20 protein-coding genes are annotated in these 25,276 nt (G+C 64.3%); 9 read left to right on the top strand and 11 right to left on the bottom strand.

Features of this window, described 5'->3' with window-relative positions:
• Positions 1 to 144 precede the first annotated feature (144 nt).
• The 6 genes from B5G20_RS07085 (at position 145) to murG (ending at position 8,846) form a co-directional block, all read left to right on the top strand.
• Positions 145 to 1,806: a penicillin-binding protein 2 gene (locus B5G20_RS07085; RefSeq protein WP_087356306.1), complete on the top strand. Its 1,662-nt coding sequence runs from the start codon at positions 145 to 147 to the stop codon at positions 1,804 to 1,806.
• Positions 1,807 to 1,962: 156 nt separating this feature from the next.
• The gene (murF, locus tag B5G20_RS07080; protein WP_087356208.1) at positions 1,963 to 3,411 is read left to right on the top strand and encodes a UDP-N-acetylmuramoyl-tripeptide--D-alanyl-D-alanine ligase; all 1,449 of its coding nucleotides are present in this window, start codon (positions 1,963 to 1,965) and stop codon (positions 3,409 to 3,411) included.
• Positions 3,401 to 4,432 (top strand): phospho-N-acetylmuramoyl-pentapeptide-transferase, encoded by a 1,032-nt coding sequence (gene mraY / locus B5G20_RS07075; RefSeq protein ID WP_087356206.1) that lies wholly within the window; start codon positions 3,401 to 3,403, stop codon positions 4,430 to 4,432. The genes murF and mraY overlap by 11 nt, the downstream gene beginning before the upstream one ends.
• 81 nt (positions 4,433 to 4,513) lie before the next feature.
• Positions 4,514 to 5,920 carry a UDP-N-acetylmuramoyl-L-alanine--D-glutamate ligase gene (murD, locus tag B5G20_RS07070; protein ID WP_204207704.1) on the top strand — a complete coding sequence of 469 codons (1,407 nt, stop codon included), beginning with the start codon at positions 4,514 to 4,516 and terminating at the stop codon, positions 5,918 to 5,920.
• Between the two features lie 9 nt (positions 5,921 to 5,929).
• Complete coding sequence (gene ftsW, locus B5G20_RS07065; RefSeq protein ID WP_239286914.1) at positions 5,930 to 7,732, top strand: putative lipid II flippase FtsW; 1,803 nt, start codon at positions 5,930 to 5,932, stop codon at positions 7,730 to 7,732.
• Positions 7,722 to 8,846, top strand: a complete 1,125-nt coding sequence (gene murG, locus B5G20_RS07060; RefSeq protein WP_087356203.1) for an undecaprenyldiphospho-muramoylpentapeptide beta-N-acetylglucosaminyltransferase — start codon at positions 7,722 to 7,724, stop codon at positions 8,844 to 8,846. Before ftsW ends, murG begins: the two co-directional genes overlap by 11 nt.
• Before the next feature lie 101 nt (positions 8,847 to 8,947).
• Here murG and B5G20_RS07055 read toward each other — a convergent pair whose 3' ends face one another.
• A complete protein-coding gene (locus B5G20_RS07055; protein ID WP_087356202.1) occupies positions 8,948 to 10,819 on the bottom strand; it encodes an ABC-F family ATP-binding cassette domain-containing protein in 1,872 nt (623 codons plus the stop codon).
• 301 nt (positions 10,820 to 11,120) lie between these two features.
• Between B5G20_RS07055 and B5G20_RS07050 the strand changes: the two genes are divergently transcribed.
• Entirely contained in the window at positions 11,121 to 11,891 is a 771-nt protein-coding gene (locus B5G20_RS07050) for a Cof-type HAD-IIB family hydrolase (protein WP_087356200.1), read from the top strand.
• 347 nt (positions 11,892 to 12,238) lie between these two features.
• Here B5G20_RS07050 and B5G20_RS07045 read toward each other — a convergent pair whose 3' ends face one another.
• Positions 12,239 to 12,919 (bottom strand): DedA family protein, encoded by a 681-nt coding sequence (locus tag B5G20_RS07045; RefSeq protein ID WP_087356198.1) that lies wholly within the window; start codon positions 12,917 to 12,919, stop codon positions 12,239 to 12,241.
• A gap of 287 nt (positions 12,920 to 13,206) precedes the next feature.
• A complete protein-coding gene (locus tag B5G20_RS07040; RefSeq protein ID WP_087356197.1) occupies positions 13,207 to 14,304 on the bottom strand; it encodes an acyltransferase family protein in 1,098 nt (365 codons plus the stop codon).
• 260 nt (positions 14,305 to 14,564) lie between these two features.
• Here B5G20_RS07040 and B5G20_RS07035 point away from each other — a divergent pair, with 260 nt between their 5' ends.
• Positions 14,565 to 15,047 carry an S-ribosylhomocysteine lyase gene (locus B5G20_RS07035; protein WP_087356304.1) on the top strand — a complete coding sequence of 161 codons (483 nt, stop codon included), beginning with the start codon at positions 14,565 to 14,567 and terminating at the stop codon, positions 15,045 to 15,047.
• 102 nt (positions 15,048 to 15,149) lie between these two features.
• On the opposite strand, the gene B5G20_RS07030 is transcribed toward B5G20_RS07035, so the two are convergent.
• From B5G20_RS07030 to B5G20_RS07010, 5 genes are all read right to left on the bottom strand, one after another.
• On the bottom strand, positions 15,150 to 15,686 hold the full coding sequence (locus tag B5G20_RS07030) for a hypothetical protein (protein WP_087356195.1): 537 nt from the start codon (positions 15,684 to 15,686) through the stop codon (positions 15,150 to 15,152).
• A 92-nt stretch (positions 15,687 to 15,778) separates the two neighbouring features.
• Positions 15,779 to 16,426, bottom strand: coding sequence for a uracil phosphoribosyltransferase (upp, locus tag B5G20_RS07025; RefSeq protein ID WP_087356194.1), 648 nt, complete (start codon positions 16,424 to 16,426; stop codon positions 15,779 to 15,781).
• A gap of 513 nt (positions 16,427 to 16,939) precedes the next feature.
• Positions 16,940 to 18,367 (bottom strand): PTS transporter subunit EIIC, encoded by a 1,428-nt coding sequence (locus tag B5G20_RS07020; protein WP_087356192.1) that lies wholly within the window; start codon positions 18,365 to 18,367, stop codon positions 16,940 to 16,942.
• 77 nt (positions 18,368 to 18,444) lie between these two features.
• The gene (locus B5G20_RS07015; RefSeq protein ID WP_087356190.1) at positions 18,445 to 19,320 is read right to left on the bottom strand and encodes a PRD domain-containing protein; all 876 of its coding nucleotides are present in this window, start codon (positions 19,318 to 19,320) and stop codon (positions 18,445 to 18,447) included.
• Between the two features lie 152 nt (positions 19,321 to 19,472).
• A complete protein-coding gene (locus B5G20_RS07010; protein WP_087356188.1) occupies positions 19,473 to 20,939 on the bottom strand; it encodes a glycoside hydrolase family 1 protein in 1,467 nt (488 codons plus the stop codon).
• Positions 20,940 to 21,368: 429 nt separating this feature from the next.
• Here B5G20_RS07010 and B5G20_RS07005 point away from each other — a divergent pair, with 429 nt between their 5' ends.
• Positions 21,369 to 21,839: a YbaK/EbsC family protein gene (locus B5G20_RS07005; protein ID WP_087356186.1), complete on the top strand. Its 471-nt coding sequence runs from the start codon at positions 21,369 to 21,371 to the stop codon at positions 21,837 to 21,839.
• Positions 21,840 to 21,981: 142 nt separating this feature from the next.
• Here the strand turns inward: B5G20_RS07005 and B5G20_RS07000 are convergent, their stop codons facing one another.
• The 3 genes from B5G20_RS07000 to B5G20_RS06990 form a co-directional block, all read right to left on the bottom strand.
• Positions 21,982 to 23,886: a heavy metal translocating P-type ATPase gene (locus B5G20_RS07000; protein ID WP_087356184.1), complete on the bottom strand. Its 1,905-nt coding sequence runs from the start codon at positions 23,884 to 23,886 to the stop codon at positions 21,982 to 21,984.
• A gap of 126 nt (positions 23,887 to 24,012) precedes the next feature.
• Positions 24,013 to 24,231, bottom strand: coding sequence for a cation transporter (locus tag B5G20_RS06995; protein ID WP_087356182.1), 219 nt, complete (start codon positions 24,229 to 24,231; stop codon positions 24,013 to 24,015).
• A gap of 43 nt (positions 24,232 to 24,274) precedes the next feature.
• Positions 24,275 to 24,559: a metalloregulator ArsR/SmtB family transcription factor gene (locus B5G20_RS06990; RefSeq protein ID WP_087356303.1), complete on the bottom strand. Its 285-nt coding sequence runs from the start codon at positions 24,557 to 24,559 to the stop codon at positions 24,275 to 24,277.
• Positions 24,560 to 25,276: the final 717 nt, after the last annotated feature.

The following is a 25,276-nucleotide window of genomic DNA, read 5'->3' as shown; positions in this document are numbered from 1 at the left end:
GGCAGGGGCGGATACCGCGCAAGCGGCAGCGCCTACGGTTCGGGCCGCTATGGTGGCGGCTCGGGCTCCGGCAACGGCGGCTCCGGGCGCACGCCGGGCCGCGGGCGGGGCACTGCGCCGCGCGTTGACCTGCTCCACAGCGATATGGACCACGAGAACATTCCGCGCCGCACGGTGGTGGCCGGCCTTTTGGGCGCCGGCGTGCTCGCCGCGGTGGGACAGCTCCTCGACTACCAGGTCGTCAACGCCCAAACCTACCGCGACCGCGCCGACGAGCGCCGCGTCTCGAGCCAGACCCTTTTTGCAAAGCGTGGGACCATCTACGACCGCAACGGCAACGTCATCGCGCAGAGCGTGGAGTGCGAGAACGTCTACGCTAACCCCAAGCTCGTGGAGGATGTGGACAAAGCCGCCAAGGCGCTCGTAACGGTGCTCGGCATGGACGAGGCCGACGCGCGCGAGAAGCTCACGCGCGACAAGACCTTCGTCTACCTTAAGCGCCAGGTCAACGAGGACCTCGCCACCGAGCTCGCCGGCTATAAGCTCAAGGGGATCGAGTTCGAACCCTCCATCATGCGCGTCTACCCCTACGGCAACCTCGCCTCGCAGATCCTCGGCGTGGTGAACATCGATAACGAGGGCATAAGCGGGCTCGAGGCCCAGTACAACGACATCCTCACCGGCACCAACGGCTACCTCGTGCGCGAGCGCGCCCGCGACGGCTCGTTCATCGCCGGGGGCGCCTACGAGAAGGTCGAGGCCGAGGACGGCGCCGACCTGGTGCTCACGCTCGACATGGACATCCAGCAGGCAGCCGAGGAGGCTCTTGCCGAGGCGGTGGAGGGTGCGCACGCGGTGAGCGGCTCGGTCATCGTGACCGACCCGCGCTCGGGAGAGATCCTTGCGTGCTGCTCATGCCCCACCTACGACCAGACCGACCTCGCCAACGCGTCGTCGTCCGACATGAACCTGCGCGTGGTGACCGACTCCTACGAGCCGGGCTCGGTCTTTAAGACACTCGTCTCGGGTATGGCGCTCGATTTGGGGCTCGTGACGCCCGACACTGAGTTTGCCGTGCCCGCCCAGATCAAGGTGGGCGACGACATGGTGGGCGACGCCGACGACCGCGACTACGGCCTCACCATGACGCTCCGCGAAATCATGCGCCGCTCGTCCAACACTGGCATGGTTATGGTGGGCGAGAAGATCGGAGCCGACCGCTTTGCCGAGTACCTTGACACCTACCAGATCACCGGCGACTCGGGGATAGACTTTCCCGGCGAGAACCAGGGTACCATCCGTGCCCGCAAGGACTACGACGGCTCGAGCTTGGGCTCGATGTCCTTTGGCCAGGGCATCGCCGTGGCGCCTATCCGCGTGGCGCGCGCCGTAGGCAGCATCGCCAACGGCGGCATCATGACGACCCCGCACTTTGTGCAGGCCAAGGGCGGCGAGCGCGTGGACTGGTCGGGAGACGAGGTGCGCACCATCGGCGCGGAGGCGGCCGAGCAGGTGACCTCGATGATGGTGACCGTCGTGGATGAGGGCACGGGCGAGGACGCTCAGATTGACGGCTACGATGTGGCCGGCAAGACCGGCACCGCCCAGCGCGCGACCGAGGAGGGCGGCTACGCGGCCGACATCTACATGTCGTCGTTCTTGGGCTTTGCCCCCGCCTCGGACCCGGAGGCGCTCTGCTACGTGACGCTCGACGGCACCCCGCGCGGCTCCAACGCCGCCTGCGAGCCTTTTGTGCCGATCATGTCCAAGGCACTCTCGGTCCTCGGGGTGGCGCGCACGCGCTAACTGCGCTGCTGGCGAAGATGCACCTGGCAGGCCCGGTTGCATCGCTGTGGGGTTCTGCGCCGGCCGCAACGGAACATAGGGCCTGCACCACCCGTGCGCGGGCGTCGGGTACAATGGGCGACTGCAGGGAAGGGCCGCTTGAGCCAAGGAGTGTTCATGGTAGAGATCGCCGTGAAGTATATCGAGAGTGTCACGGGGGCCCGTGGCGTTGCAGGCAATGGCGAGCGCCTGTGCCGGGGCGTGTTCATCGACTCGCGCCTTGTGGAGCCTGATGGCATCTTTGTTGCCTTTGCGGGCGAGCGGGTCGACGGCAACGACTACGCCGAGCGCGCGCTCGAGGCGGGTGCGGGGGCCGTGGTGCTCACGCGCGAGCCCACCGAGGACGAGCGGGCGGTCGCCACGCGTCATGGGGCGGCGATCTTTGTGACCGACGACCCCGAGGAGTTTCTGCTGCGCCTCGCCCAAGGCTACCGCGCGCGCCTGCGCTCGACGGTCATCGCGGTGACGGGCTCCATCGGCAAGACCACCACCAAGGACATCCTCGCCGCCACGCTCTCTAAGCGCTACCGCGTGCATGCCACTGCGGGCAACTACAACAACCTCATCGGCATGCCGCTCACCATCCTCTCGGCACCCAAGGACACGCAGGTCATGGTGCTCGAGATGGGTATGGACGGCCCGGGGCAGATCGAGCGGATGAGCCGCTGCGCCCAGCCCGCCTACGCCGTGATCACCAAGATCGGCACCTCGCACGTGGGGATGCTCGGCAGCCGCGAGAACATCGCGCGCGCCAAGGCGGAGGTCCTCGCCGGCATGCCCGCGAGCTCCGTCAACTTTGAGGGGAGCCATACCGCGCTCATGCTCTCGGGCGAGGACGACTTCACCCCCTATATCATCGAGAACTTTGCCCGCCCCGCCGGGGTGGACGTGGTGCTCTGCGGCATGAGCGCGGACGACGACGTCTCGGCCCGCAACATCGAGCTCGACGCCACCGGCTGCGCGAGCTTTGACATCATGCTCGAGAACGGCTCCCAGTACCGCACGGGGCTCTCCATCCCCGGGCGGCCCGCAGTGCAGAACGCCCTCTTTGCCGCGGCGATCGCGCAGCGCATGGGCGTTCCGCAGTACGAGATTGACGAAGCCTTCCACGAGCTCAAGATCACGGGGCACCGTCAGGAGCTCCGAGGTGCCCCGTGCGGCGCGCGGCTCATCGACGACTGCTACAACGCGAGCCCCGAGTCGATGGCGGCAGGGCTCGACCTGCTGAGCAGCCTCCCGGCCGCGGGCGACCGCGTGGCGGTGCTCGGCGAGATGGGCGAGCTCGGCGAGGAGAGCGAGCGGCTCCACGGCCTTGTGGGCGCCTACGCTGCGGCCAAGAAGCTCGACCTCCTCATCTGCGTGGGCGGTCCGCACGCCGAGGCCATCGCCCGCTCGGCCCGCCTCATGGGCATGAGCGCCGAGAGCATCTTCTGCGTGCCGACCCCCGAGGCCGCGCTCGAGCGGTGGGGATCGACGCTTGCCGCTGGTGACCTTGTGCTCGTTAAGGGGTCGCATGCCGTCGGCCTCGAGCGTTTTGTGGAAGGGGTGATGGGCGATGCTCGGTAACCCCGCGTATCCCACGTACCAGACGTTTATCGCCTTTGGCATTGCCGCGGTGGTGGCGCTTATCCTCATGCCGGCTTGGATTCGCCTCATGAAGGTCGAGCACTTTGGCCAGCAGGTCCGCGCCGACGGCCCCAAGCGCCACCTTATCAAGCAGGGCACGCCCACCATGGGCGGCGTGGTCATCCTGCTTGCCATCGTGGTAACGTGCCTTATCATGGGGCGGCTTACCGCCGAGCTCGTGCTCGTGCTCGCGGCGACCGTGGCCACGGGGCTCCTTGGGCTCATCGACGATGTCACCTCCGTTACACACGGCCGCTCGCTCGGCCTTACGCCGCACGCCAAGATGATCGGCCTCACGCTCATCTGCGTGACATTCTGCCTGCTCTCGGTCAACCTCTGCGGCGTGGCACCCGAGGTACGCTTCCCCGGGGGCTTTGCCATCGACCTCGGTGTGCTCACCACCACGCTTTCCATCGGCGGCGCGCCCTTCCAGATTCCGTGGCTCTACGTGGCCTTTACGTGGCTCCTCATCGCGGGCCTCTCCAACGCCGTCAACCTCACCGACGGCCTCGACGGCCTTGCGGGCGGCACGTCCATGATCGCGATGCTCATCATGGCAGCGATCACGTTTGTGCACGGCGACCCCAACCTCGCCATCTTCTCTGCCTCGTGTTCGGGTGCCTGCCTGGGCTTTCTGTGGTTCAACTGCTATCCGGCGAGCATCTTCATGGGCGACACGGGGTCGCTCGCGCTCGGCTCGGCCTTTGCCTGCGTGGCGATCGTGACCAACACCGAGGTCGTGTCGCTCGTGATCGGCGGGCTCTTCATCGCCGAGGCGCTCTCGGTGATGATTCAGGTCGTGAGCTTTAAGGCCACGGGCAAGCGCGTCTTTCTCATGGCACCCATCCACCATCACTTTGAGAAGCTCGGTTGGGCCGAGACCAAGGTCGTGATCCGCTTTTGGATCGTGTCGGCGGCCTTTGGTGCGCTCGGGCTCGCGCTCTTCTTCCAGCTCGGTTAGCCTCGGCGCCGGCCGCACGGTCGGCTGCCGCAACGTTTCGCTGCCTGCGCGGGGCGCAGCAGCCTGAAGGGGTCCTTCGTCATGCCGTTACCTCACACGATGAACCTGCTCATCCTCGGCCGGGGAACCTCCGGCCTCGACGTGGCCCGTTGGGCGCTTGCGCACCCTGAGCGCGTGAGCTCCATCACGCTCTATGGAGGTGCCCAGAGCGGCCCCACGCCCGAGACGTTCGAGCTCGAGCGCGCGGGCGTTACCTGCGTCTTTGGAACCGAGGACGTTGAGGGATCCTACGACGTGTGCGTGGCGAGCCCGGGGATCTCGGAGTTCTCGCCGTTCTTTGCGAGCGCGCGGGCGCACGCCACGCAGGTGATGGGTGAGCCGGAGTTTGCCTGGAGGCTCTCGCCCGAGCGCTGGATCGGCATAACGGGCACCAACGGCAAGACCACCACGACGGCACTTACGGCGCATCTGCTGGAGTCCGCCGGAATCGACGCCGAGCCGGTGGGCAACATCGGCGACACCCCCACGAGCCGCGTGGACCATCGCGCGCCCGACGGCTGGTTTGTGGCCGAGCTCTCGAGCTACCAGCTCGCTACCACCGAGGAGCTGCACCCGCGGGTAGGGGTGCTCCTCAACATCACCCCCGACCACCTCTCGTGGCACCGCAGCCATGAGGCCTACGCGCGCGCCAAGTGCCGGCTCTTCCGCAACATGGGGCCCCGCGACCTCGCGATCGTGGACGTGGAGGATGAGGGGGCGCGGCAGGTACTCCCGCTTGTTGAGGACGGGGGCCGGCGCGTGCTCTCGCTCGGCCTTGCCGACGCCGGCGGCGCGGACGCGGCCTTTGTGCGCGACGGCGTGCTCACGGTGCGCCTCGCGGGCGCGGAGACCGCCCTTGTGCGGACCGACGAGCTCAAGATCCAGGGTGCCCATAACTGGCTGAACGCCCTTGCCGCGGCCGCGGCCGCGCTCTTTGTGGGGGCCGATGCCTCCGGCGTGCGCGCGGGGCTTGCGAGTTTTGCCGCCCTGCCGCACCGTATCGAGCCGGTGGGCTGCGTGGACGGCGTGCGCTACTTCAACGATTCCAAGGCAACCAACACCGATGCGGTGGAGAAAGCGCTTACCGCCTTCCCGACTGAGCGCGTGGTGCTTCTCATCGGCGGCTCCGACAAGGGCACGCCGCTCGAGGAGTTTGCCCGCACGGTCATGGGCTCAACCGTGGGCGCCATCGTGTGCTTTGGGGCGGCGCGCGGGCGCTTTCTCGAGGCGTTCCGCGCTGCGGAGGGTGCCTCGGCGGTAGACCTTGCCGAGGCGGAGAACCTGCGCGACGCCGTGGACGTGGCGCACACGCTCGCCGAGTCGGGCGACGTGGTACTGCTCTCGCCGGCGTGCGCATCGTTTGACGAGTTCTCGGGCTTTGAGGAGCGCGGCGACCGCTTCCGCTCCTACGTGTCCGAGCTCGCCGCGTCCGACCCCTCAGAACGGTAGGGGGTCTTAATGGCGGGCGAGTACCGGCGCGACGCGGGTATGGCTCCCGCGGGCGCACCCGAGACAACGCAGCGGGGCCGGCGTGCAGCCGGCGAGGGCGAGGCGAGCGCTGCGGCGTCTGAGCGCGGCGGTGTGCGCCGGCTCTTCTCGCGCCGGCGCGACCGTGCAGGCGAGCACTCCTCGCTCGGCGAGCAGCTCATCGCCGGCGTGCCCGCGCGCATCATGCGCCCGCGCCTCATCTTTATCGTCACGCTCGTGGCGATCCTCGCGTTTGGCCTTCTGATGGTCTACTCAGCCTCGGCAGTGGAGGCCCTCAAGGAGTACGAGAGCTCCACGTACTTCCTCACGCGCCAGGCGATGTTCATCGGGGTGGGACTCGTGCTCATGGTGGTGGTGAGCGTGGGCGTGCCGCTCGAGTTCATGCGCTCCAGCGCCATGTGGGTCATCTGGGGCTGCTCGCTTCTGCTCCTGCTCGCCGTGCTTGTGGTGGGCGAGGAGCACGGCGGCGCCACGCGTTGGATCGTCATCGCCGGCCAGCAGCTCCAACCCTCGGAGTTTGTCAAACCGGTTGTTATCGTCACCGCGGCCAAGATCTTCCACGAGTACTACGAGATGGAGGCCATCGACACCGCGACCTTCATCGTCATGCTCGGTGCCTGCGTGGCACTGCCGCTTGTGCTCATCATCGCCGAGCCCGACCTCGGCAGCTGCCTCATCATCGCGGGCACCGTCTTTGCCATGTGCTTTTTTGCGGGCTTCTCGTACAAGGTGATCCTCGCGGTGCTGGGCGTGGGCCTGGCGGCGACGGCGATCTTTATCGTTACGGCCGACTACCGCATGGCGCGCATGTCCTCCGACCCGTGGGCCGACCCGTACGATACGGGCTACCAGGCCGTGCTCGCCATCATGGCGTTTGCTTCGGGCGGGCTCTTTGGCCGGGGTATCGGCAACTCCACCATGAAGTACAACTACCTCCCCGAGGCCCATAACGACTACATCCTCGCCATCATCGGCGAGGAGCTGGGCTTTGTGGGGATGCTCATCTTCTTTGCCGTGTATGCGCTTATGGTGTGGTCGATCTTTAAGATTGCGTCGCAGTCTCCCACGGTGCAGGGACGGCTCATCGCCTACGGGTGCGGCGTGCTCATCATGCTGCAGTTTTTGGTCAACGCCCTCGGCATTCTGGGAGTCACACCCATGACGGGCAAGACCATGCCCTTTATCTCGTACGGCGGGTCGTCGATGATCGCCATGCTCGGCGTGGCGGGGCTCGTGATGCGCGTGTCGCTCGAGAGCAACCAGCGCACGGTGCACGACGAGCGCCGGTCGCGGATGGCCGTGGTGGGCGAGGGGGGTGCTGCGCGCGCGGCGGGTGGCGACCTGTGGGGTGCCGAGGGCGCTCCGCAGGGCGGCTACGCCGTTAACCCGTCCGAGACCACGGCGGGATCGGTGCACGTGCGCACTGGCCGGCGCTCGGGCTTTACCGTGGTGGACGGCGCGGGTGCCTCGGGCGCGGCCCCCGGGGCCGGCGCGGCCGGTGGCTACACCGGCGCTGCGCGACCCGGCGGTTCGGCTCCCCTGAGCGGTACCCGTCGCGCACGGGGGACGCGCGCAGAGGCGGATGCCGGGCGCGGTGCGGCCGATGCGTGGCTTGCGGGGCGCTCAGCTCCCTCGGGCGGCTACGACCGTATAAACTTGGACTACGACCCGGCGGAGCGCCTGCGCACGCGCGACGCGTACCCGGGTGACTCGGGGAGCGGGTATGGCTCGCGCGGGCGCGGGCCGCGCGGAAGGAGTCGAGATGGCAGATAGGATGCGGATCGCGATTGCGGCGGGTGGCACCGCCGGGCATGTCAACCCGGCCCTCGCGCTTGCCGAGTGTCTGCGCGACCGGGGCCACGAGGTTCGGTTCTTTGGCGAGGAGCGTCGTCTCGAGGGGCGGCTCGTCCCCGAGGCGGGCTTTGACTTCTTCCCCGTAAACGTGACGGGCTTTGACCGGCAGCACCCCTGGACGCTCGTCACGGCGCTCGGCCACCTTGCGCACGAGGAGCGCCGCATCGCTCGGGCGTTCCGCGCCGAGCCCGCCCTCAAGCCCGACGTGGCCATCGGCTTTGGCGCGTACGTGGAGTTGCCGCTTTTGCGTGCGGCTAAGCGCCTTAAGATTCCTATCGCCCTCCACGAGCAGAACTCTGTGCCGGGGCTCGCCAACAAGCAGTCGGCGCGCGATGCCGCGCTCATCGCCATCGGGCACCCGAGTGTGGCCGATGTCTTCCGCCGCGCGGGTGCGCGCGAGGGGGTTATCCACTTTACGGGGAATCCCGTGCGCCGTCAGGTGCTCGAGGGGAGTCGCGTGCGCGGCCGCACGGCGCTCGCGGTGCCCGAGGACGGCACGCTCCTTGTGGTCTTTGGTGGCTCGCTCGGGGCGCATCACCTCAACACGCGCATGGCCTCGCTCAAGCGCGACCTGCTGGCGATCCCGGGGCTGCATGTGCTCCACGCTACGGGTGCCGATGACCTCGAGGCTACGCGCGAGGCGCTCGCGCTCACGCCCACGGAGGCGGCGCGCTACCGCGTGCAGGGCTATATCGACGATATGGGGGACGTGCTCGCCGCGGCCGACCTCGTGCTGTCGCGCGCCGGTGCCTCCTCCATCGCCGAGATTGCGGCGCTTGCCGTGCCGGCCGTGCTCGTGCCGTACCCCTTTGCCACGGCCGACCATCAAACCACCAATGCCCACACGCTGGTGGATGCCGGCGCAGCGGTGATGTTTGCCGACGCCGATATCGATTCTCCGGCGTTTGCCGATGAGCTCTTGGGGCTTTTGCGCGACCCGGCGCGCCGGGCACGGATGCGCGAGGCGTCCGCCGGGCTCGGGCAGGCACAGGCAGCCGAGCGCTTGGCCGACGAGTTGGAGTGCCTCGTCTAGAGAAAATGGGGACGGGTGCGTTTTTCTCATTTTTGCGAAAAACGCACCCGTCCCCATTTTCTCTGAAAACAACCTCGTCCCAAAATGAGTCTTGCTTCGGGCTAGCCCTCGAGCTGCTCGCTCGCCTCGAGCCAGGCGCCCTCGAGCTCGTCGAGGGCGGCGCGCGCCTCGGCGATGCGCCCCTGCTGAGCCTCGAGCGCCTGGTAGTCGGTGGGGTCGATCTCTCCCATGCCGCGCTCGAGCTCGTCGATTCTGCCCTGCTGAGTTTCCATGCGCCGTTCGAGTGAGGCGACCTCACGGCGGAGCCGCTGACGCTCGGCGTTACTGAGGCTGCTCGCCGGGGCGCTGGCAGTCGTGCCGTCCCCGGACTTCGCGGGCACGCTCGCCCCACTCGGCCCCTCGAGCAGCGCCTCGACCGATCCCGGGCGCGCCGTGCCGTGGTGCCCGCTCACAAGGCGCAGGTACTCATCCACGCCGCCCGGCACGTGACGCAGGTGCCCGTCGATGATCGCGTACTGCTGGTCGGTCACGCGCTCCATGAGGTAGCGGTCGTGCGTGACGAGGATGAGCGTGCCCGGCCAGCCGTCGAGCAGGTCCTCCACGATGGCGAGCATGTCGGTGTCGAGATCGTTGCCCGGCTCGTCCAAGATGAGCACGTTGGGCTCGTCGAGGATGGTGAGCAGGAGCATGAGCCGGCGCCGCTGGCCACCCGAGAGGTCGCCGATGCGGCTCATGAGCTGCTGCGTGGTAAAGCCGAGCCGCTCGAGGAGCTTCTCGGGGCTCGTCTCCTTGCCGTCGATGATGTAGCTGCGCTTGTAGTGCGAGAGCACCTCGCGGATCGTGCTCGAAAGGTAAGGGGCGAGCTCCACGAGCTGCTGCGAGAGCACGCCAAAGCGCACGGTCTGCCCGATCTTTACGCGGCCGCGCAGTGGCTCAAGTTTGCCACGTATGATGTCGATGAGGGTCGACTTGCCGGCACCGTTCTCGCCGAGCAGGCCAAAGCGGTCACCCGCGCCGATGAGCCAGGTGACGTCCTCAAGAACCGGGTGACTCGTTTTGGGACGGGGTTGTTTTTCGTCATCCGGGTAGCCAGCTGTGACGTCGAGAACGTCGATCACCTGCTTGCCGAGGCGCGCCACCGCGAGCCGCTTGAGCTCGAGCTCGTTTCTGAGCGGCGGAACATCGGCGATGAGCTCGCGCGCGGCCTCGACGCGGAACTTGGGCTTGGTGCTTCGCGCCTGCGCTCCGCGCGAGAGCCAGGCGAGCTCTTTGCGGGCCATGTTGCGCCGGCGCTCCTCGGCCACCGCCGCGAGCCGGTCGCGCTCCACGCGCTGCAGGATGTAGGCCGAGTAGCCGCCCTCAAAGGGGTCGACGCGCGTGTCGTGCACCTCCCACATCTCGATGGCCACCTCGTCGAGGAACCACCGGTCGTGCGTTACCACGAGGAGCGCCCCCGAGCCCGCCTGCCAGCGGGTCTTGAGGTGTCCGGCAAGCCAGTTGATGGTCCGCATGTCGAGGTGGTTAGTAGGCTCGTCCAGCGCGAGCACGTCCCAGTCGCCGATGAGGAGCCGCGCGAGGTCCACGCGCCGGCGCTGGCCACCCGAGAGCTCGCCCACGCGGGCCTCCCACGGCACGTCGGCGATGAGCCCCTCGAGGATCGAGCGGATGCGCGGGCTCGCGGCCCATTCGTACTCGGGGGTGTCGCCCACTACGGCCTCGTGAACCGTTTGGGCGTCGTTGAGGGAGTCACGCTGGCCGAGGAGCCCCACCGTGAGGCCGCGCCGGTGCGTGACGCGCCCGGCGTCGGGCTCGAGGGCGCCCGCGAGGAGTGCGAGCAGAGTCGACTTGCCGCCGCCGTTCTTGCCGACGATGCCGATACGGTCGCCCTCGTTTACACCGAGGGTCACGTTGCGAAAGACCTCCTTGGTGGGGAAGTCGAGCGAGATGCTGTCGCAGCCGAGGAGAACCGCCATGAAACATCCTTTCTGTGGTGTAGGAAAGCGCGGGCCGTCTGCGCTGCGCCGGGGCTCGCCGTGGTGAGGTGGGCGCGGGTGGCAGCGAGAGCGGTGCCGCAAGGCTGCCGGGGCAGCCTAAGCCCATGAGCGCCCAGCAGCGTGCCCGGTGCAGAGCGAGGTGGTCTGTGTTTCCCTAGGGTATCCTAGCACGCCTGTCCCTCGTCGCCCGCCGCACCTGCGCTTGCGCTACACTTGAGCGCGGCGCGCCCTGGCCCCCGAGGCCGCGAGGCGCAGCAGAAATCGACCAAGGGAGGCCCACGTGATCAAGGCGGCGTTTTTCGACATCGACGGCACGCTCCTGAGCTTCACGACGCACCATATGCCCGCCTCGACGGTGGAGGCCCTGCACCGCCTGCGCGCGGCCGGCGTAAAGACCGTCGTTGCCTCCGGGCGCTCCACGCTTGAGCTGCCGCCTGAGCTCGCCACGGGCTTTGACGCCTACATCACCCTCAATGGGCAGCGCTGCTACGACGGCGAGGGCGCCTACCGCGACGCGCCCATCGCCGCGGCCGACGCGCGGACCATCCTGGAGCAGGCTTATCTCGAGCACAGCTACGACGTGCTCGTGCAGCAGCTCGACCGCAGCTTTGTGAGCAGGTTGAGCGAACGGGTGCGCCGGACGGGCGCAAACGTGGGACTCGAGTATCACGAGGGAACGTTCGAGGAGGCGCTCGAGGGCCCGATCTATCAGTTCTGCGCCTTTGTTGACCCCGGCGAGGAGCACATCTTCCTCGACCGCACGACCGAGGTGACGGCAACGCGCTGGTGCGACCTCTTCTGCGACGTGGTGCCCCGCGAGGGCGGCAAGGCCATGGGCGTGGCGGCAACGCTTGAGCGCTTTGGCCTTGAGCCAGAGGAAGCGGTGGCCTTTGGCGACGGCGAGAACGACCTCAGCATGTTCGGCGCGGTGGGCACGAGCATCGCCATGGGCAACGCCTGGGACGCGGTAAAGGAGCGCGCGACGCTCGTCACCGACGATGTGGACTCCGACGGCATCTGGAACGCCTGCGAGCGTTTGGGCATCTGGTAGGACCGATGTGCACTTGCCGTGCGGTTACGGGCCCATCAGCGGTCTTGAGGGAAGTTCGGGCCGTAAGTGAGAGCTTAAAACGCAAACTTCTGAGTAGACGCGTTTAGAATCAAGCAAAACCCGAGGTCGCAGAGCGCTGAAAACGGGGCCTACTCTGTAAAACCAAAAGCAGGCTCTCACTTAGGGCTCGAACATCCCGTAGGGGTCGGCGAGCCCGCCCGTCAGTTGATTCAGACGCTAAATGTGCCCACTCGTCGTGGCGCTTTGCGCGAAACAACGCGCCGCCTGCGGTTGAGCTGCAGGCGGCGCGTTTTGTTCTGAGCCTAGGCGTTTTGGGCGTCTGGCGTTTAGCGCATGTGCTTGGGCGTGTGCCCCGTCTCCGAGGCATCCTTGGCGGCGTTGCGCTCCTGGCGCAGGTTGGGGATGATGCGCTTGACGATCCAGAAGACGGCGACCACCGCCACGATCGCGATGATAACGTACTTGACGATGTCCGAGACCCACTCGGCCTGTTCCGAGACGGTCATCCACGCGCTGCCAGCTGCGGCGCCGAGCGAGCAGAGCACCGTGTTCCACACGGCGGAGCCCACGAGGGTAAAGAGCGTGAATTTGACGGGGTTCATGCGCGCGGTGCCGGCCGGGATGGAGATGAGGCTCCGCACCACGGGGATGCAGCGGCAGATGAGCACGGTAAACTGCCCCTTGCGGTCGAACCAGTCGATGGCGCTCGCGATGTCGGTGTCCTTAAAGCCGAGCAGCCGCATGGGCCGCGTGTTGAAGAAGCGCATGAGGCGCTCGCGCGAGAGCACCCAGCCGATTCCGTAGAGGATAAACGCGCCGAGCACCGAGCCGCAGGTGGCGGCGATGATCACGCCGGGCAGCACCATGTCGGTCGTGGTGGTGAAGAAGCCGCCGAGGGGCAGGATCACCTCGCTCGGGATGGGTGGAAAGACGTTCTCGATAAAGATGAGCGCGCCGATGGCAACATAGCCAAACTGGTTGATGAAGTTGAAGAACAGCTCTTCCATGGGTTGGATTTCTCCCTTCGCGAGCCGGGGGCGTCACGTGCGGATGGGGTTCGTCCCGGCATTCGCACCAGTGTAGCGGATGGCCCCGGCGCCCGCGCGCCCACCCGCGCGCCTGCAGGGACATTCCATGAAGGCGGTATGCGGGCTCCGGCCGCTCCGGGACGGCCCCGGACTCCTCACGGAGCTCGGCGGCCTGCGGCCTCGCTTCGCGACTCGCCCCGCGAGGAGTCCGGGGCCGTCCCGGAGCTGGGTAATCCCCACTTACGCCGCGCCGAGCCAAGAAACAATCAAGAACGATATTCCGTCTCGTCGCGACGCTCGGGGAGCCAGCGGATGGCGAGGAAGCGCGAGAACGGCCGGGAGAACACGGGCAGCGCGGTCACGGCGGTGATGACGGCACTCAGCCCGAGGATGATGAGAAGCCCCGGAACCGGTTCAAGGAGGAGCGGCCAGCTGTAGAACGGCGTGTGGAAGGTGAGCCAGGCGCGGATGATGCGGTGGAGCACGTAGACCTGGAGCGTGCGCTCGCCCAGGGTGGTGAGCCAAAAGCGGCGTTTCGGCGCCAGCTTGAGCGCGGCGAGCGAGCACACCCCGGCGAGCCCGAGCGTAAGGAGCTTCTGCACCGCGCCCGAGAGGGGCTCGGCAAGGGCGGCCGGCATGGTCTCGGCGATGGTGAGGAGCTCGAGGTCGTCGTAGGGGTTGTCGCCGTAGACAAGCGGAAAGAACGCGTCGTAGGCGTGCTCGTCCACGATGCGCGCGAGCATGATGAGCGCCGCGGCGGCGACGGCGAGCCACAAGGTTGGGCGCTGTCGCAGGCGCATGAGCCGCTCGGTGGTGAGGTAGTAGCCGAGCGCAAAGCACGGCAGAAAAGCAAAGGTTCGACTAAGGGCGAGAAACCCGCGCGACATGTCCACGCATCCCCAGGCGAGCGAGGGCGCAAGCGCCACCGCCATGCCCCGCGCGGGGCCGAGCTTGGCGAGCGCGGGCGTCATGAGGTACCACCACGCCATGGCGATGAGATACCACGGCGCCGACGAGAAGAGCAGGATGCGCCCGGGTTGTTCGAGCAGCACGCCGTTGATGGCGAGCAGTGCCACCTGGTAGGCAAGCCCGAGCACCACGAAGGAGATGATGCGGTTGACGTTGAGGCGGCCGTGCCCGCCGTCTGCCGCGGGTCTCCAGGCGCCCTTGGCAAAGAGCCCGGAGAGCAGCACGAACAGCGGCATGTGGAAGAGGTAGATCAGGTCGAAAAGCGTGCTCAGGGCGGGGTTCTCGCTGTGCACGGGGTGCATCACGTGGCCCACGACCACGAGGATGATGAGCATTCCCTTGAGGTTGTCAAAGAGGGCGATGCGGCCACCGCCCGCCTGCGTGCGCGCTCCCATGGCTCCCCATCCACCTGAGTTTTCGCCGCGAATCCGGTAGGCGCCGCAGCGCGCTCGACCGGCAAGTCGGTATCATAGCAAGCACGATGGCGTTGGCAAGGGCTGCAACCCCTCGGTGTCACTGGGGGACGGGTGCAAACTGCGCCATGGGGGCACGGGCGCCCATGGCGCAGCTTGCACCCGTCCCCCAGTGACACAACATGCTTGCTTGCTCCGCCGCGCACAACCTCTGGAACCAGAAAGGCACCCGCATGGACACCATGGATAAGATCGCGAGCTTTACCGTCGACCACCTCACGCTGGAGCCGGGCGTCTACGTCTCGCGCGTGGACCGCGATCTGGCTACGGGCGCGGTCGTCACCACCTTTGACCTGCGCCTCACGGCACCCAACCGGGAGCCCGTCATGAACACGGCGGAGGTCCATACCATCGAGCATCTCGGCGCCACCTATGTGCGCAACGACCCCGCATGGGCGAGCCGCGTGGTTTACTTTGGGCCGATGGGCTGCCGCACGGGCTTCTATCTTGTGGTCTTTGGTGAGGTGCCGTCGCGCGACGTGTTGCCGCTCGTGCGCGGGCTCTTTGAGTTCGTGGCGGAGTTTGCGGGGGACATTCCCGGTGCGCGGCCCGAGGAGTGCGGGAACTACCTCGACCAGAATCTGCCGGCCGCCCAGTGGTGGGCGCGGCGCTACCTCGAGCGCACGCTCAACAACATCGACGAGGCGCACCTGGCCTACGCCTAGCGCGGCACAAGGGGACGGGTGCAAATATGCCGCTGAAAATGGCACAATTTGCACCCGTCCCCCTGTGATAACCCCGTACCGGACCTGCTGAAGGACGCGTCGTTAGCGGTCCTCGACCTCCGGTCCGGGGACAAACGAGATGAGCGCTGACGTCCCCTCGCCCACAAGGTCGGGCACGAGGATGAGCGCGGCGGCGCCGGGCGAGAAGCTGACCGACTCACCCGTGAGCCAGCCGGTCAGGTGGTTCATAAAGGGAATGTGCCCCACCGCGATGACGGTTGCGGCGTCGCTCTGGTCGAGCGCCGCCATAAAGGCTTGCGCATCCTGCTCCCAGAGCGCCTCGCACGCCTGCGGTGCGGTGACGGGCTGGTGGATGCGCTCGAGAGCGGCCGCGGCCTCGAGCGCCGTCTGCTGAGCGCGGACCGCGGGGCTTGTCCAGAGCTCAAGTGGAGCGCCGGCGGGGGAGAGCGTGAATCCCGCCTCCGCGGCATTGGCCGCAAGCTGGGTAAACGTGTGTACAAAGCCGGACGGCGCGGCAAGGGCGGCGCGACCGGCCGGCGTGAGCTCGCGCAGGGCGTCGGGCTCGCCGTCACGGCCGGGCTCGGGCTTGCCGTGGCGGATGAGGATGAGCTGCTTCATGGGTGCCTCCAGAAGAGACGGAGCGTGAGGGCTGAGCGGCCACGGCGTCGCGCCGACGTTAGCGTGAGGGTGCAACGCCACTCGAGCTCAGGCTAGAGCGTACCGAAGATGCGGTCGCCCGCGTCACCCAGACCGGGGACGATGTAGGCGTTCTCGTTCAGGCTCTCGTCGATCGCGCAGGTGTAGATGTGCACGTCGGGGTCGCCCTCGAGGACGGCCTTGAGGCCCTCAGGCGCCGAGATGAGGACGGCGAGCTTGATGTCGCGCGCACCGCGGCTGCGCAGGGCGTGGATGGCGTCGAGCGCCGAGCCGCCGGTGGCGAGCATGGGGTCGACGATGAGGCAGGTGCGCTCGGAAATGTCGCGCGGCAGCTTGCAGTAGTACTCGTGCGGCTCGTGCGTCACCTCGTCGCGCTCCATGCCGATGTGCCCCACGCGCGCCGATGGGATGAGATCGAGCATGCCCTCGACCATGCCCAGCCCGGCCCGGAGGATGGGGACAATCGCGACCTTGCGGCCGGCGATGCGCTTGCCCACGGTGGGGCAGATGGGCGTCTCGACCGGGACGTCCTCGAGCGGGAAGTCGCGCGTGGCCTCGTAGCCCTCGAAGAGCGCGAGCTCGCGCACGATCTCGCGGAACTGCTTGGTGCCGGTCGTGCGGTCGCGCATGATGGTGAGCTTGTGCTGGACGAGCGGGTGGTCGACGAGCGTCACGCGGCTCGTGTCGTAGGTGATGGCCATGGCAACTCCTTAGGGTGCGGCCGCGCCGCCTCGGCACGGCATCATCTCCATCATCGCACACCGTGCGAGGCGGTGTCTGCGGCGATTGCAGCAAACCGGCCGAGCGGTTGCCGGTGGGGTGCGGCGGTCTCCGCCCGACCATCTGCCTCGGCGGTTCCGTGTCCGCGGAGCAGCCCCCGATTGCAGCTGAGTCTACAATGTCCACAGATCGTCAGGCTAATAGATTAAGACTTCCAAAATATGGAAACGCTGGCACCTCCCATGTGAGATGCCAGCGTTGCGTTGTTGCCCCCCAAGATGCCGCGTGGCATATTTCTTGAGACAAGGGATGATGCTCTAGAACGATTTGCTCAATCCAGATGGGGCTCGTGTTCATTCGGACCCAAGAGCGAGCTTCGCCTCAGTTCTGCTTGTTGTACGAAAAGCCTTTTGCGGGCATTTCCCTCTCGTCAGGAATGTGAATTCTCTCATAACGGGTCAAGCAATGGGTTGAGCGCCGAACAAGCATTGGTTTCAGGCGATGGCGGGGGAGGGTTGCGCTGCTGCTCCCTCCTTGTTGAAATGAAACTCTGCATCTTCGGGATTGAATCCAATGAGTCGCGTGGCGATGAAACCGCAGATAATGCCGGCAACGATAGAAACGCATGCGACGATGAAGTTCTCCATTCCTCCGGGAAGGTATGCGGGCAGCGAGAAAATTCCGTTTACCAAACCATAGCACTTGATCTGGAAGACCCCGGGAATGATAGCCGCAACGGCCGATCCAACCATGACGGCAAAGAACGTGCGCTTGAGTTTATAGTGTACTGTGAAAATGATCGGCTCAGTTGTGCCAAACAGTGCCACCAGCGCGCCGTCAAGCGCGAGGTGCTTGAGTTCGCTGTTTTTGGTCATCGTGGCGATGGCGATGCCGGAGCCGACCTGTGCGGCGTTGCCTGCAAGCGCGGCGGGGAGAATGAGGTTCTCGTAGCCGTTGGCAACAAACGTGGTCATCATAATGGGGAAGTTTGCAGATCCAAGTCCGGTACCGAGCATGAACGGATTGATGAAGGCGATGACTGGGATGGCGACCCACCCAAGGCTATCGACTACGAAATACACGATGGTGTTCATGCCTTGCGTTAGCAAAGAGCCAATCGGTCCAAACAGCGTGATGGCAAGAAGAGCACAGATGGTGAGCGTGAGACCAGAGGCAACCATGGTCTTGAGCTGTTTTGGGATGATGCGATAGATAAACGGTTCGATTACAGCTTGTGCCGCGACAGCGAAGAGCGTGGGAAAGATCTGCTTGGAATAACTTCCGTACATAATTGGAATGCCAAAGACCGCAACTTCGGTCTCGCCATTGTTGAACAAGGCAAGAAAGTCGGGGAACAGCAGCATGCAGGATACCGCCATGGCGATCGTGGTGTCCACGTGGAGCTGCTGGGCTGCAGTGTAGGCAATGAGCACCGGGAAAAAGTAATACACGCAGCTCGTGATGGCGTTTAGCACCTGATACGTTTGGGAGTCTGATGCCAGAATCCCCAGCTGGCTCAGGATGGTGAGCACGATCGTAATGAACGCTGCGCCCATGATGACGGGGATAAGTGGGGACAGCGAGGCGCTCAAGAAATCAAGTACAGCAGAAACGGGGTTACGTCGCTTTGCGGGTTTCTGCGTCGACTGTTCGGCATCTCCTGATGCCGAACGTTGAATTGCTAGAAGCTCCTTAGTTTTCTTATACAGCAGGTCAACGTCTGCCCCGATGATGACCTGGAATTCGTTTCCTTGGAGAACGGTGCCCATTACTCCATCGATGGCTTTTACCGCCTCGCTGTTCACCAAATCGGTGTCACGCAAAGAGAGCCTCAGGCGAGTCATACAGTGCGTGACGTTGACGATATTCCCTGCCCCGCCAACGTTGTCGATAATCTTGCTCGATACAATTTCGAAATCCATGGTATTCCTTTCAGATAAGGAACACGCCGGCCTATTCCGTCACGTTTCCCACGGCACACAATCTCCCAGCTCGCTGTTTATTCATCACCCCCTGCATCATTAAGCGCGCTGAGTAGCTTCTGAATGTGGATAGTTAGGTATAACAAATCCGAGTCGTCGCAGGTAAAACCATATTCTTGCTCGATAAACGAGCAGAGTTGTCGTGCATAGGAGAACGGACGTGCATAGTTATCTCGAATCAAGGCGAGTAGATCACGAGATTCGGGGTCCGCATCGTTGCGCTTGTCTTCCGAAGCAGCGATGACGCGCCTGCCGAGATACTTCAAATGGGTGACATATCGAAAAAACGGCAGTGACTCGCGTGCAAGGCTTCTGTGAAGGAGTCGCTCAGTTTCTGAGACCATGCGCGTGATGAATCGGGTGATTTCCACGGCGGCGCCATCGGGAGTTTCGTGACTGGCATTTACGATATGTAGGGCGATGAATGCAGCTTCATCCTCCCCAAGAGATACGGAGAAGCGCCTGTTCACCGCCTCGATCACCACAGACCCTATCTCGAATTCTTTGGCAAAAAAGCTTTTCACGTCCCAGAGCATCATATTGCTTACGCTGAGACCTTCGTGATACAGGTTAATGGCGCTATTGATATGGTCGGGAATAGTGGTATAGAGGTTGTCGCTAAGCGGAGTGCCCATGGAAGATTTGATGAGCGTGACAAGCTCCATGCTAAATTGCATGATGTCGCCGGGGATTTGCTCAAACAGTTGATTCAGTCTTTGGTAGAGGCTACTGTCATGAAGGACGTAGAACCGTTCGACGGTGTCTGAGCCGATTGCCTCACCTGCGTGCTTGCCCCAACCGATAGATAACCCCATGAGCAGATAGTCGGTCCCGGATTGCGAGGCGATGACAGCGTTGTTGTTCAACACTCGCTTTAGAACATATGTCTTCATCGCACACCCCCGAAACAAAAAAAGACCAACCGATCGCCGGAACGGCAATCAGTTGGTCAAGCCTGCAAATGAGTCACTTACCGTTTTTAACATAGTCAAAAACGAATATCGTGTCAAGGAGAAGTGGGTGGTACGGTTTGAGAATAGAGCGTTCAGCGAAGGTCTTCGCCGTTTGAAGCAATCACCTTCTTATACCAATAAAACGAGTCCTTACGGATTCTGCTGAATGTTCCCGATCCATCCTCTTGACGGTCTACGTACACGAATCCGTACCTCTTCTTCATCTCGCCGCCTGCAGAAACCAAGTCGATGCAGCCCCAAGAGGTGTAGCCAATCAAGTTCACACCGTTTTCGACCGCTTGCTTCATCTCGAGAATGTGGTCGCGCAAATAGTTGATTCGGTAGCTATCGTGCACCCTGCCGTCTTCCACGGTGTCGACAGCGCCGAGCCCGTTTTCTACGATCATCATGGGAAGCTTATATTGCGCGTATACCTTCTCTAGGAAATACCTGAGACCCAAGGGGTCGTGCGCCCAGCCCCATTCGGAATAGTCTAGATAGGGATTGCGTACGCCGGTGGTGCAGTTGCCGCCAACGATGTCATTGCTGCTATGAGTGGTTACTGCAGAGGACATATAGTACGAGAACGTGTAGATATCCACGGAACCTGCCTTTATCGTGGCCAGGTCTTCGGGAGTGATATCTAATTGAACGCCATGTTCCCGCCATAAGCGCTTTGCGAACGTTGGGTATTCGCCCTTGCAGAGTACGTCGCTGCTATAGAGAATTCCCTTTTCCCACATAGCGTGGCTGAGCATGATGTCTTTCGGATCGCATGTGGCGGGGTAGAACGGTACGCCGCAAATCATGCAGCCCACTTGGTTGTTTGCGTCAGCGTGGTGGGCAGCGATTACGGCTCGGGCACTGGCGACAAACTTGTAGTGCATTTCTTGGTATGCGGCTCGGAACATCTCGTCTGTAGGATTTTGGCCAAACATGTCCAAGAACATCAGGACGTTATTGATTTCGTTGAACGGTAGCCAATAGTTCACCAGTCCCTTGAATTCCTCGAAGCAGGTGTTGGCATAATGCTCAAAGAAGTCAATTAGCTTGCGGTTTTGCCATCCGCCATAGACCTCGTCTAAATAGAGCGGGGTGTCATCGTGCCACAGCGTCACGAGCGGCTCAATGTTTGCCTTGCGCAGCTCAGTAAACACGTCTTTGTAAAACGCGATACCTTCACGATTTGGCTCGGCCTCATTGCCGTGGGGGAATAGTCGAGACCAGGCGATGGACATGCGAAAGACCTTGAACCCCATCTCTTTGAGCAGGGCGATATCCTCTTTATAGCGGTTGTAAAACTGAACACCTTCTTGGTCAGGGTAAAGACAATCGTCAAAGACAGCGTAATGGGCACCTTCAGGCAACTGCGAACCCGACCCAAGTGGCATGAAACAATGGTTGCCGGCGTCATCGATATAAGTCAGAAGACGGTTCTTGTTCTCGTCCAGCGTCATGTAGTCTCGTTTACAGGGACCGCGTCCGCCAGCGTTCCAACCGCCTTCGCACTGATGTGCAGAAGTAGCGCCGCCCCATAGAAAAGTAGCCGGAAGGCCCATGGTAGCTCCTTACCTAGATTTGGCGTGTGCGCATCCGCACCGCCTATTCGTGAATGTGGTTTTTGAAACAAGAATAATTTCCGGCCGAATCCCAGTTCAGGATGAGGCTGGTTTTGATGAAGCTGATGATATGAGTGCCGTTAGTGCCAATCATAACGGACGCGGCGATGGAGTTGCAAGCAATCTTAATGAGGTTGTTTCTGCCTGCTGTGGCGAGGGCGGCGGGGTTGCGAGGTGACGGGGTCGGGACCGCTTGCTCTCGTACGGGGCTCATGCCGTAAGTGAGAGCCAAATACCTCACTCGCGGAGTAGACGCCGATTCCTGACAAGCGCGACCTGCGGAAATGAGCGCTCGGCGGGCCGTCTACTCGACAAATCGGGAATAAGGCTCACACTTAGGACTCGAACACGACGCGAGGAGGGAATCCCATGGCCATCGAACGGGTTAGGGCATTTTTTGCAGAAGGGGGAATCGCGGACCGGATTTTGGAGTTCGACACGTCGAGCGCCACGGTTGAGCTCGCGGCGGCTGCGGTGGGCTGCGAGCCGGCGCGTATCGCCAAGACGCTCTCGTTCCGTGTGGGCGACCGGGTGGCGCTCATCGTTGCCGCCGGCGACGCGCGCATCGACAATCCCAAGTTCAAGGTGCAGTTCCACTGCAAGGCCAAGATGCTCTCCGCCGACGAGGCCGAGGAGCTCATCGGGCATGCCGTGGGAGGCGTGTGCCCCTTCGCGGTCAACGAGGGCTGCGACGTGTACCTCGATGAGAGCCTGCGTCGCTTCGAGACGGTCTTCCCTGCCTGCGGCAGCTCCAACAGCGCCATCGAACTCACCTGCGAGGAGCTGGATCGTTACGCTCATCCCGTAGCCTGGGTCGACGTCTGTAAGCTCGCAGCATAGGCGCCAGCTTTTTCTTCCCCTCGAGCGGTAGCTCGCTCTAGGCGGGCAGGGGCGGGACCCCGTTTCTCCTGAGCGATTTCGCTTGTCGCATGAGCGAAGGAGAAACGGGGTCCCGCCCCTGCCCGCCGGTTCGGGCGGCGCGCTACCGCTCGACCCGCATGGCGCGCATCGCGTTCAGAATCGCGATGATGGCTACGCCCACGTCGCCAAAGACGGCGAGCCACATGTTGGCGATGCCGAGGGCGGCGAGCACCAGGATGAGCACCTTCACACCGATGGCAAAGACGATGTTCTGCCAGACGATCCGCATGGTCTTGCGGGCCACGCGCATGGCACGCGCGATGTTGGAGGGCTTGTCGTCCATCAGCACCACGTCGGCCGCCTCGATGGCCGCGTCCGACCCCATGGCGCCCATGGCTATCCCGATGTCGGCGCGCATGAGCACGGGCGCGTCGTTGATGCCGTCGCCCACGAAGGCGAGCTTGCCGTCGCCTCGCTCGAGCCTGAGCAGGCGCTCGACGGCGCTGACCTTGTCTTCGGGCAGCAGCTGGGCGTGTACCTCGTCTAGGCCAAGCTTCTTCGCAACGGCCTCTGCCACGTCGCGGCGATCGCCGGTGAGCATGACGCACTTCTTGACGCCGGCGGCGTGCAGGTCGCGGATGGTCTGGGCGGCGTCGTCCTTCACCACGTCGGCGATCACGATGTGCCCCGCGTAGACGCCGTCGACGGCGACGTGCAGGACGGTGCCCGTGAGATCGCACTCGTGCCAGGAGCTGCCGTGCTCGGCCATGAGCTTGTCATTTCCCACCATGACCACATGCTCGTCGACCACTGCCGACACCCCGTGGCCTGATTCCTCCCGGACGTCGCGGATGTGCCGCTGGTCGATCTCGCCGGAGTAGGCCCGCTTGATCGAGACGGCGATGGGATGGTCGGAGAAGGCTTCGGCGTAAGCGGCGTTGCTGAGCACGTAGTCGGGGTCGATGCCCGCCTCGGGGTGGACGGCAACCACGTTGAAGGTGCCCGAGGTGAGCGTTCCGGTCTTGTCGAAGACGACCGTGTCGACCTTGGAGAGCAGCTCGAGGTAGTTGGAGCCCTTGACGAGGATGCCGAGCCTGGAGGCCCCGCCGATCCCGCCGAAGAACGAGAGCGGCACCGAGATGACGAGCGCGCACGGGCAGCTCACCACGAGGAACGTGAGGCCGCGCAGCACCCAATCGGTCCAGGGGCCCATGCCCAGCACGGGCGGCACCACGGCGAGGACGATCGCCGCGAGGGTGACGACGGGCGTGTAGACGCGGGCGAAGCGCGTGATGAAGTTCTCGGTCTTGGCCTTCTTCTCGCTCGCGTTCTCCACGAGCTCCAGGATGCGGCTCACGGTGGACTCGCCGAACGGCTTGGTCGTCTGAACGCGCAGGCGCCCGGTCATGTTGATGCAGCCGGAGATGACCTCCGCCCCCGCCTCGACATGGCGCGGGATGCTCTCGCCGGTGAGGGCGGCGGTGTCGAGCTGACTCGATCCGTCGACGACGATGCCGTCGATGGGGATCCGCTCGCCGGGTTTGACGACGATGATGCTGCCCACGGCGACCTCTTCGGGATCGACCTCCTCGAGCTTACCGTCGCGCTCGACGTTAGCGTAGTCGGGTGCGATGTCCATCATCTCGCTGATTGATTTGCGGCTCTTGCCCACGGCGTAGCTCTGGAAGAGTTCGCCGACCTGGTAGAACAGCATGACGGCGCAGCCCTCGGCCGACTGCGGCTCGGTTTCGGGAAACAGGATCGTGGCAAAGGCGCCGATGGTGGCTACGGTCATGAGGAAGGCCTCGTCAAAGGGGTCGCCGCGCCGGATGTTGCTCCATGCCTTGATGAGCACGTCGTAGCCGGCGATGAGGAACGCCGCGAAGTACAGGGCGAAGGCGACGTAGACCTCGGCGGGACCGAAAACGGCCGCGATGAGGCCGGTCTTCTCGAGGATCAGGGTCGCGAAGAACAGGGCGATGGCGATGAGGATGCGCCTGAGCATGCGTTTCTGCTTCTTGTTCATCAGTGCTCCCATATCAATTGCATATATGAATAAATACTCATATAAATGGGGAAGAAACGACCGTGCTGACGGCGGCCGGAAGGGTGAGGCGCTGCGAGCACCGGGGCCGATCGGGCGCGCGGCCCCTTATCGGATGACTTCGCAGTCGGGCTCGATGTCGGCGACGAGCGCGACGACCTTGTCCAGGACGTCGGCAAAGCGGTCGTCGGGGGCGGTGAGGGTGAGCTTCTGCGTCATGAAGTTGACCTTGGCGTCATCGACGCCGTCGACCTTCTTGATGGCGTCCTCGAGCTTGAGCGCGCAGTTGGCGCAGTCGATCTCGTCGAGCTTGAATGATTTGCGCATGATGGGTTCCTTTCCCTTCGTGCCCCGGCGGGGCGTGGTGACCTTATTCGCAGATATGGTTCATGCCCTGGGCGAGCATGGTGTGCACGTGGTCGTCGGCGAGCGAGTAGATGAGGCTCCGGCCGTCGCGGTCGAAGCGCACGAGCCGCGCTTGCTTGAGGATGCGGAGCTGGTGCGAGACGGCGCTCTGGGTGGCGCCGATGGTCTCGGCGATGCTGCCGACCGAGCGGGGCTCGTCAAAGAGGGAGTAGAGGATCTTGATGCGGGTGGTGTCGGAGAAGACCTTAAAGAGGTCAGCGAGGTCGTAGAGAAGCTCCTCGTCGGGCATGCAGGGCTCGGCTCCCGCCTCGGGGCGCTCGCCTTTCGTTTCGGACCGTTTGCTTTCGGCGACGAGGCGCTCGCCTTTTGCAAGGTCGAGTGCGGTGTGCTCAGTCACATAACTCCTTCCATCGTGCGAATATCTGAACATGCATTCATATGATTAACTATGAGTATATGAACGTATGCTCATATGTCAAGAATATTCTCGCTTGTTTTTCGCGAATCCCTGTTTTCCTGTTTGAACATTCTTGGTTGACCGCCGTAGGCGCGGCGGAGTGCGGAAAGTGACAGGAGGGTGTTCGCCGAAGAGCGTCTCACTAGCTCGCCCCGGCCGCTGCGCCGTGCAACATGCCCGGCAATGAACCCGGCTATGAACCCGGCGATGAACCCGTGAAGGAAGCGCAGGTAGAAGACGTGCGTTTTCGCGCGCAATGCGCCCGCTCGCGGGGAAACCGCCCTGTAGCGCATTTGCGGGTTCATTGCCGCGAGAAATGCACGGAGCTCCCCGGCAAAACGCCCAGCCGTGAACCCGCAAATGCACCCTTCGGCGCACGGGGCCGCGCGGGGCTGCGTGTGGTCGCGCCGGCGAGAAACCGCGCGCCCCGCCGTGCCCCGCCGCGCCGCGCAGTGCGCCCCGCCGTGCCCCGCCGCGCCGCGAAGTGCGCCCCGCCGCGCCCCCCGCTGCGCGATTCCGGAGGTGCGGCGATGCGGTAGGATAGCGTGG

It is taken from the genome of Collinsella sp. An7 (genome assembly GCF_002159335.1).
GTDB lineage: Bacteria > Actinomycetota > Coriobacteriia > Coriobacteriales > Coriobacteriaceae > Coprousia.
Note: the sequence above shows the minus strand (reverse complement) of the source record. Positions and strands in the feature narration are given on the sequence as shown.